The organism is Sulfurimonas sp. (assembly GCF_023228785.1).
Taxonomy (GTDB): Bacteria; Campylobacterota; Campylobacteria; order Campylobacterales; family Sulfurimonadaceae; genus Sulfurimonas.
The window spans coordinates 1-6,022 of the sequence record NZ_JALOAN010000065.1; the positions used below are offsets into that span (position 1 = coordinate 1).

Sequence of the window (6,022 nt, forward strand, 5' to 3'; positions counted from 1 at the left end):
ATTATAACAAAAAAACTTTGCTAATTAGAAAAACTTAGCTATAATTTCGTCGCTCTTCTTTAGACCTGTGCAATGGTGTTTTGAGACAATGTGTCAGGGTAGGAATACAGCAGCACACCTTAAAGCGTTATGTGCCGCAGGTATCTGGGGAAGGGCACTTCTTACATATATTTTTATCAGATTTCTTCATCATTTATAAACTAAAACTTTTTCAATTTAGTAACACTAAAATCGACCAACTAATCACTCCAAACTCCGTCATACAAAACTTCCACAACCCTGTCACCATAAACTTCCACAACTCCATCACCATAAACTTCCACAACTCCGTCATCCTGAACTTCCGCAACTCCGTCATCCTGAACTTGATTCAGGATCTCATGAGTTTTAAAAAGTCAAATAAGCTTAAAATCCATAATGAGATTGCGGGTCAAGCCCGCAATGACGAAAATCTGAATCTCGCAATGACGGAAGTGTCAAGGAACTCCGTCATACAAAACTTCTATCTGGCTCACATGCTCCGCGTGGGAATCTATATATAACTGTAACTCAGATATGTATAAGTTCCGACGCAGAGCGTTTGAACTAGAGAGTGCTCTGAACAATTATTAAGCTAGATCCTGAATCAAGTTCAGGATGACGCGTGTCTCGTCATTTCGTGCTTGTCACGGAATCTAGTTTCGCTTTTTAGTCCTCTCTATACTTACTTATCCCACACGGTTGATTTGGTTTTGGTGGATTTTCTTTTAAGTATGTTAAGTCCTCTAGCGTTTGAGTGAGAACTCTTTTTTGTTGTAGTATTGGAAGCATTAAATTGTCTTTCTCATTTAATGGAATGCTCCAATCTTGTAGTATGGTTTGTACCTCGCCGTCTAGCTCACTAAGGGCGTTTTGTATGTGTTTTATCGAATTCATATAGTTATTGTAGCAAAATTTTATACTTTTTTAGGTATAATCCCAGTTCCAAATTAAAAGGAGTCATCGATGCCAAAAATGAAATCGGTAAAAGGCGCTGTAAAGCGTTTTAAAGTTAAGAAAAATGGAACTGTTAAGCGTGGAACTGCGTTTAGAAGTCACATCTTAACAAAACAAGATGCTGGAACTCGTCGTGAGCAAAACACACCGAAAATTGTGTCAAAAGCTGATGAGGCAAATGTTAAGGCTATGATTAATTAATTAAAGATTAATTATCGTAAATCTCCAGTTACATAACTGGGCAAGACCACAAAATATGTGGCACCTTGATCGCCAAAGCGACTAGGTAAAGAAAAAGGAAAAATATGCCAAGAGTAAAAACAGGTGTTGTTCGTAGAAGAAGACACAAAAAGATATTAAAATTAGCAAAAGGTTTTTATAGCGGTCGCCGTAAACACTTTAGAAAAGCTAAAGAGCAGTTAGAGCGTTCATGGGTATATGCTCATCGTGATCGTAAACAAAAGAAAAGAGATTTCCGTAAACTATGGATCATCCGTATAAACGCAGCTTGTCGTTTAAATGGAATGAACTACTCTACATTTATGAACGGTATTCACAAGTCTGGCATCGAGCTTGACCGTAAAATTTTAGCTGATATGGCGATGAATGATGCAGCAGCGTTTAGTGCAGTTGTAGATGCGTCAAAAGCAGCACTTAGCAAGTAGTTTTGTTAAGAACACTTGAGCATTTTGCTCAAGTAGTTTTAATCTTTTTTATTTACACCATTTTGAATTGATTCACACGCAATAAGAATCTTTTTTCTCTCTATTCCCCATCTATAACCACTCATAGCTCCACTTTTTGCAATAACCCTATGACAAGGGATAAGATATCCTATATGATTTTTACCAATAGCAGAGGCTATAGCTCTAGTAGCTTTTGGTTTATCAAGAGAGTTTGCTATATCTTGATAGGTTGTAACTACGCCATTTGGCAGGTTTAAAAGGGCTTTCCAAACATTTACTTGAAGATTTGTTCCCTTTACAAAAAGAGAGTATTTCTTGTTTTTTATAAAGATATTTTCTAGGTATTTTTTTGCTACTTTTTCATTAAGATGTAGATCTGCATTTTCCCAAAGCTCATTAAATCTCTTAAAGATCTCATCTCTGTTCTCATCAATAAAACCTAAGTAACAAACTCCTTTATCTGTAAAAGCTATAAGTGCTTCACCAAAAGGAGTCTCCCCGTAACCGTAGGTGATAAGAACATCTTTACCTTTTTCTCTCCACTCTTTAGGAGTTACACCGATAAGGTTTACAAAAAGTTCATGAAGTCTGCTGCTGCTTGAGAGACCGATATCCAAACTACTATCAAGTATAGATCTAGACTCTTTTATATGCTCTTTTGCATAGTTTAGAGTGACAGAGTGCAGAAATTGTTTTGGCGTAACTCCCACATACTCTTTAAAAACCCGTATAAAATGAAACTTACTCATGCCGATGTTTTTAGCAACTTCATCTATGGATGGATGCTCTTTAAAATTCTCATCAATATAGCGGATAGCTTTTTCTATCAGTTTATAGTTATTGTGCAGAAGTTTAATCTCATCCATCTCAGATCTACTAATAAGTTGATTGTGTATAGATCACAAAGTTTTGCGCTAACTCTTCTAGATCTTTGTTTATTTTAGCATGAAGTTCTGTGTCGTTTATATTGTCTAAAACATCGCAGATCTTGTTTGCGATAAACTCAAACTCCTTCTCTTTCATACCTCTAGCTGTAAGAGCAGGGCTTCCGATGCGGACTCCGCTTGTAACAAATGGGCTTCTTGTATCATTTGGAACACTGTTTTTGTTTACTGTTATTCCCGCTCTTTCTAAGGCAGTATCAGCATCTTTACCAGAGAAGTCTTTGTTTAAAAAAGAGACTAAGACTAAATGGTTGTCAGTTCCACCAGATACAAGATCATAACCCCTCTCTTTTAAAACAACCTCAAGCACTTTTGCATTTGCTTTTATCTGTTTTGCGTACACTCTCCATGATGGATCTAGCACCTCTTTAAATGCAACAGCTTTTGCTGCTATTGTATTAACGAGTGGTCCACCTTGAGTTCCAGGGAAAATTGCAGAGTCTAATTTTTTAGCTAAATCTGCATCGTTTGTCATAATCACACCGCCTCTAGGACCCCTTAGAGTCTTGTGAGTAGTCGTTGTTACAACATCGGCATAAGGAAATGGGCTCATATGCTCATCAGCAGCAACAAGTCCTGCCACGTGTGCGATATCAGCAAAAAGAATAGCTCCTACAGCATCAGCAATCTCGCGAAACTTCTTAAAGTCTATCTCTCTAGCATAAGCACTAGCTCCACAAACTATCATCTTAGGACGAACTGCTTTTGCAATATCTAAAATCTTGCTATAGTCCATTCTTCCATCAGCTTCAACACCATAGGTAAAGCTTGAGTAGTTTTGACCTGAAAAGCTAGGTTTACTACCATGTGTTAAGTGTCCACCATGACTTAGATCCATTCCTAAGAGCTTATCGCCAGCTTTTAGAAGTGCTGCATAAACAGCAGAGTTTGCTTGGCTTCCTGAGTGAGGTTGAACATTTGCAAACTTACACTTGAAAATCTCACAAACTCTATCTATCGCTAACTGCTCAACTGCATCAGCATACTCACATCCACCGTAGTATCTCTTATATGGATAACCCTCAGCATATTTGTTTGTAAGGATGGAACCCATTGCCTGCATAACTGCTGGGCTTGTAAAGTTTTCACTTGCAATCATCTCAAGGTGATTTGTTTGTCTCTTTAGCTCATCCTCTATGATTGAGAAGACCTCACTGTCCGCTTCGAGTAAATCTTTGCTTGATATAAAACTCATTTTAGTAGCTCCACTATTATTTAATTTTTAAAATGATAGCTCAAGCAAAAAAATTTAACAATCCAAAAATTGCTATTTAGTATCTTTAGGTTTTGTGTAAGAAAAGTACAGAGTTGCCTTTTGCGTTGTAGTAGATCCCAAGTGATGAGCTTCTAGATACAAAAACACCTCTTCCATTAAAAGATTTTACATTTCTAAAGATCTTGCTTAGTATCTGAGTATCAAACCCATCACCTTCATCTTCTATCTTAGTGATAATATAGTTGTAGGAGTTATACTCAACCTTACTGATAGTTACATTTATCTTTTTAGTACAGTTTTCTTGTAGCTGAATAAGCGTGTCTAAGTATTTATCTTCTTCTATTAAAGTGTGTTTTTCTTGTGTATCTATAGATAGGTTTCCATGCTCATAAGCGTTCATAAAAAGCTCACTAAAAACTATGCCCGCTTTATATACAAGCTTTGCATCATCAGTCAGACTCTCCCACAGATTTGTATAGTATTCGTTCGCTTCATCAATAGCATCTAAAGTTGTGTTAAAACTACGTTTAGATATAACCGTGTCTTTAAGATCTAGTCTGTTGATATATATAAAAGTTATATCATCTTCTGGTTTTTCTATCTTCCAAAGAAGTCTCTGCTTCATTCCTTCTTTTGTAAAAGATTCATAAAAGTCTTCTTCTATGAACTCCATATAGACCTTATCTTTAAATCTTGTGGAGTTTTCAATCATGCCATCGCTATAAAATAAAAACTTATAAATATTAGAAACATCATAACTTGAAGTCTTGAATTGTTTTATATATTTGCTAATAGGAGGATTGTTTGATTTTACTTTCAATATCTCTTTTTGTCTGTTTTGTAGAAGCATTGAAGGCATAGAAAATTTTGCATAGTGCATTTGTGCATCAATACAATCAAGAAGTATAAAATCCACCGAAAGCATTTCATCTTCAAGAAGTATGGGCTTGATATATTCAAGAGAATCGTATATCAATCTATCGAGCTCAAAGTTACCAAGCCCAAGCATTTTATCAATGGTGTGGTTTATAAAAGATGTCATTAGCATGGAGCTAAGTGATGCTGAGAGTCCACTACCCATACCATCAACTATAAGGTAAAAAGCCTTGTTCTCATCTATCTTTCTTGCACTATAAGAGTCACCACTTAGAGTGTCTAGTGGCTGATATGAGAAATCCACTAAGATAGTATTTTCATTATCTATAGCTTGATAATAAAAGTCATTTCTGAGGATATTTAACTCTTTAGCAAATGCTAATTCTTGTTGAATAGATGAGTATTTTTCTCTAGCTTCTAGTTTTTGCATCTTAGAACTATCTTGTAAAAACTTATTTGCTATTACTATTTTAGATGCCCCTTCTAGAGCGTTTAACGCATCCTGAGTATCTATAGGTTTTTCTAAAATTTCTGTTACTTTGAGTTTTAAGATTTTTTGAATAGTAGCTACATTTGGTTCATTTAGCACAAAAATCACAGGAATATCTTTGTTTGTAACTCTTATCTTATTGATCAATTCTAAAGCATTTTTTTCTGATGATACGCAAGAACATAAGATGATATCTATATTGTTTGATATATATTTGTTATATCCATCTAGAGCATTATCACTAAAGATTATTTCTTCTAGATAACATTCAAAAAGCTCTCTGTATAGTTGCTGTGCTTGAGGATTCTCTTCAACGCAAAGAAGCGTTAAAGATTTTAGGTGTTCTAAAATATTACTATTAATATCTGTAAACTCATACCCCATAAAAAGATTTGTTATACTCTAAATTTACTAAGTTCATTTTGTAGTCTCTCTGAGTCAGTTGAGAGTATTTCGACACTACTTTGAACTTTAGTTCTATGTTTAACATTTTCGTTTGAGAGCTGTATGATCTCATCCATATTTGCGATCAACTCTTTTGTTTTTGTTGCAATGTAAGTACTCTGATGCATAACATTTGTCGACTTTTGAGAGGTTACTAAAAGATTCTCTTTTGTCTCTTGAGAATTACTTATAAGCTCTTGTGCTGAGCCAGAGATATTTTGCATATTCTCTGATGTTTTATTTGTCTCTTCTGAGATCTCTACAACATTTTGAGTTATAAGATTTACATTAGCACTAATTTCACTTAGTGATTTTTGAGTTCTCTCTGCAAGTTTACGGACTTCATCAGCAACTACTGCAAATCCTCGCCCATGCTCACCTGCACGTGCTG

Annotated in this window: 7 protein-coding genes and 1 other RNA gene; 3 read left to right on the forward strand and 5 right to left on the reverse strand. The window is 35.4% G+C overall.

Annotation, left to right across the window (positions count from 1 at the left end; all coding sequences use genetic code 11):
- The first annotated feature begins 56 nt into the window (after positions 1-56).
- Positions 57-154, forward strand: an RNA gene (gene ffs / locus M0Q24_RS11225) — signal recognition particle sRNA small type.
- 533 nt (positions 155-687) lie between these two features.
- Here the strand turns inward: ffs and M0Q24_RS11230 are convergent.
- Positions 688-915 carry a hypothetical protein gene (locus tag M0Q24_RS11230; RefSeq protein WP_295050699.1) on the reverse strand — a complete coding sequence of 76 codons (228 nt, stop codon included), beginning with the start codon at positions 913-915 and terminating at the stop codon, positions 688-690.
- Between the two features lie 69 nt (positions 916-984).
- Here M0Q24_RS11230 and rpmI point away from each other — a divergent pair, with 69 nt between their 5' ends.
- The gene (gene rpmI / locus M0Q24_RS11235; protein ID WP_295050701.1) at positions 985-1,176 is read left to right on the forward strand and encodes a 50S ribosomal protein L35; all 192 of its coding nucleotides are present in this window, start codon (positions 985-987) and stop codon (positions 1,174-1,176) included.
- Between the two features lie 104 nt (positions 1,177-1,280).
- Entirely contained in the window at positions 1,281-1,640 is a 360-nt protein-coding gene (gene rplT, locus M0Q24_RS11240; protein ID WP_295050703.1) for a 50S ribosomal protein L20, read from the forward strand.
- A 38-nt stretch (positions 1,641-1,678) separates the two neighbouring features.
- Here the strand turns inward: rplT and M0Q24_RS11245 are convergent, their stop codons facing one another.
- The 4 genes from M0Q24_RS11245 to M0Q24_RS11260 form a co-directional block, all read right to left on the reverse strand.
- A complete protein-coding gene (locus M0Q24_RS11245; RefSeq protein WP_295050705.1) occupies positions 1,679-2,527 on the reverse strand; it encodes a methylated-DNA--[protein]-cysteine S-methyltransferase in 849 nt (282 codons plus the stop codon).
- Between the two features lie 10 nt (positions 2,528-2,537).
- Positions 2,538-3,800: a serine hydroxymethyltransferase gene (locus M0Q24_RS11250; RefSeq protein WP_295050707.1), complete on the reverse strand. Its 1,263-nt coding sequence runs from the start codon at positions 3,798-3,800 to the stop codon at positions 2,538-2,540.
- Between the two features lie 85 nt (positions 3,801-3,885).
- Positions 3,886-5,571, reverse strand: coding sequence for a response regulator (locus tag M0Q24_RS11255; RefSeq protein ID WP_295050709.1), 1,686 nt, complete (start codon positions 5,569-5,571; stop codon positions 3,886-3,888).
- An 11-nt stretch (positions 5,572-5,582) separates the two neighbouring features.
- Positions 5,583-6,022: methyl-accepting chemotaxis protein (locus M0Q24_RS11260; RefSeq protein ID WP_295050711.1), on the reverse strand; the 440-nt coding region annotated here is incomplete at its 5' end.

Coding starts and splice junctions, on each gene's coding strand:
- M0Q24_RS11230 (WP_295050699.1), bottom strand. CDS start 915: ATGAATTCGATAAAACACATACAAAACGCCCTTAGTGAGCTAGACGGC.
- rpmI (WP_295050701.1), top strand. CDS start 985: ATGCCAAAAATGAAATCGGTAAAAGGCGCTGTAAAGCGTTTTAAAGTT.
- rplT (WP_295050703.1), top strand. CDS start 1,281: ATGCCAAGAGTAAAAACAGGTGTTGTTCGTAGAAGAAGACACAAAAAG.
- M0Q24_RS11245 (WP_295050705.1), bottom strand. CDS start 2,527: ATGGATGAGATTAAACTTCTGCACAATAACTATAAACTGATAGAAAAA.
- M0Q24_RS11250 (WP_295050707.1), bottom strand. CDS start 3,800: ATGAGTTTTATATCAAGCAAAGATTTACTCGAAGCGGACAGTGAGGTC.
- M0Q24_RS11255 (WP_295050709.1), bottom strand. CDS start 5,571: ATGGGGTATGAGTTTACAGATATTAATAGTAATATTTTAGAACACCTA.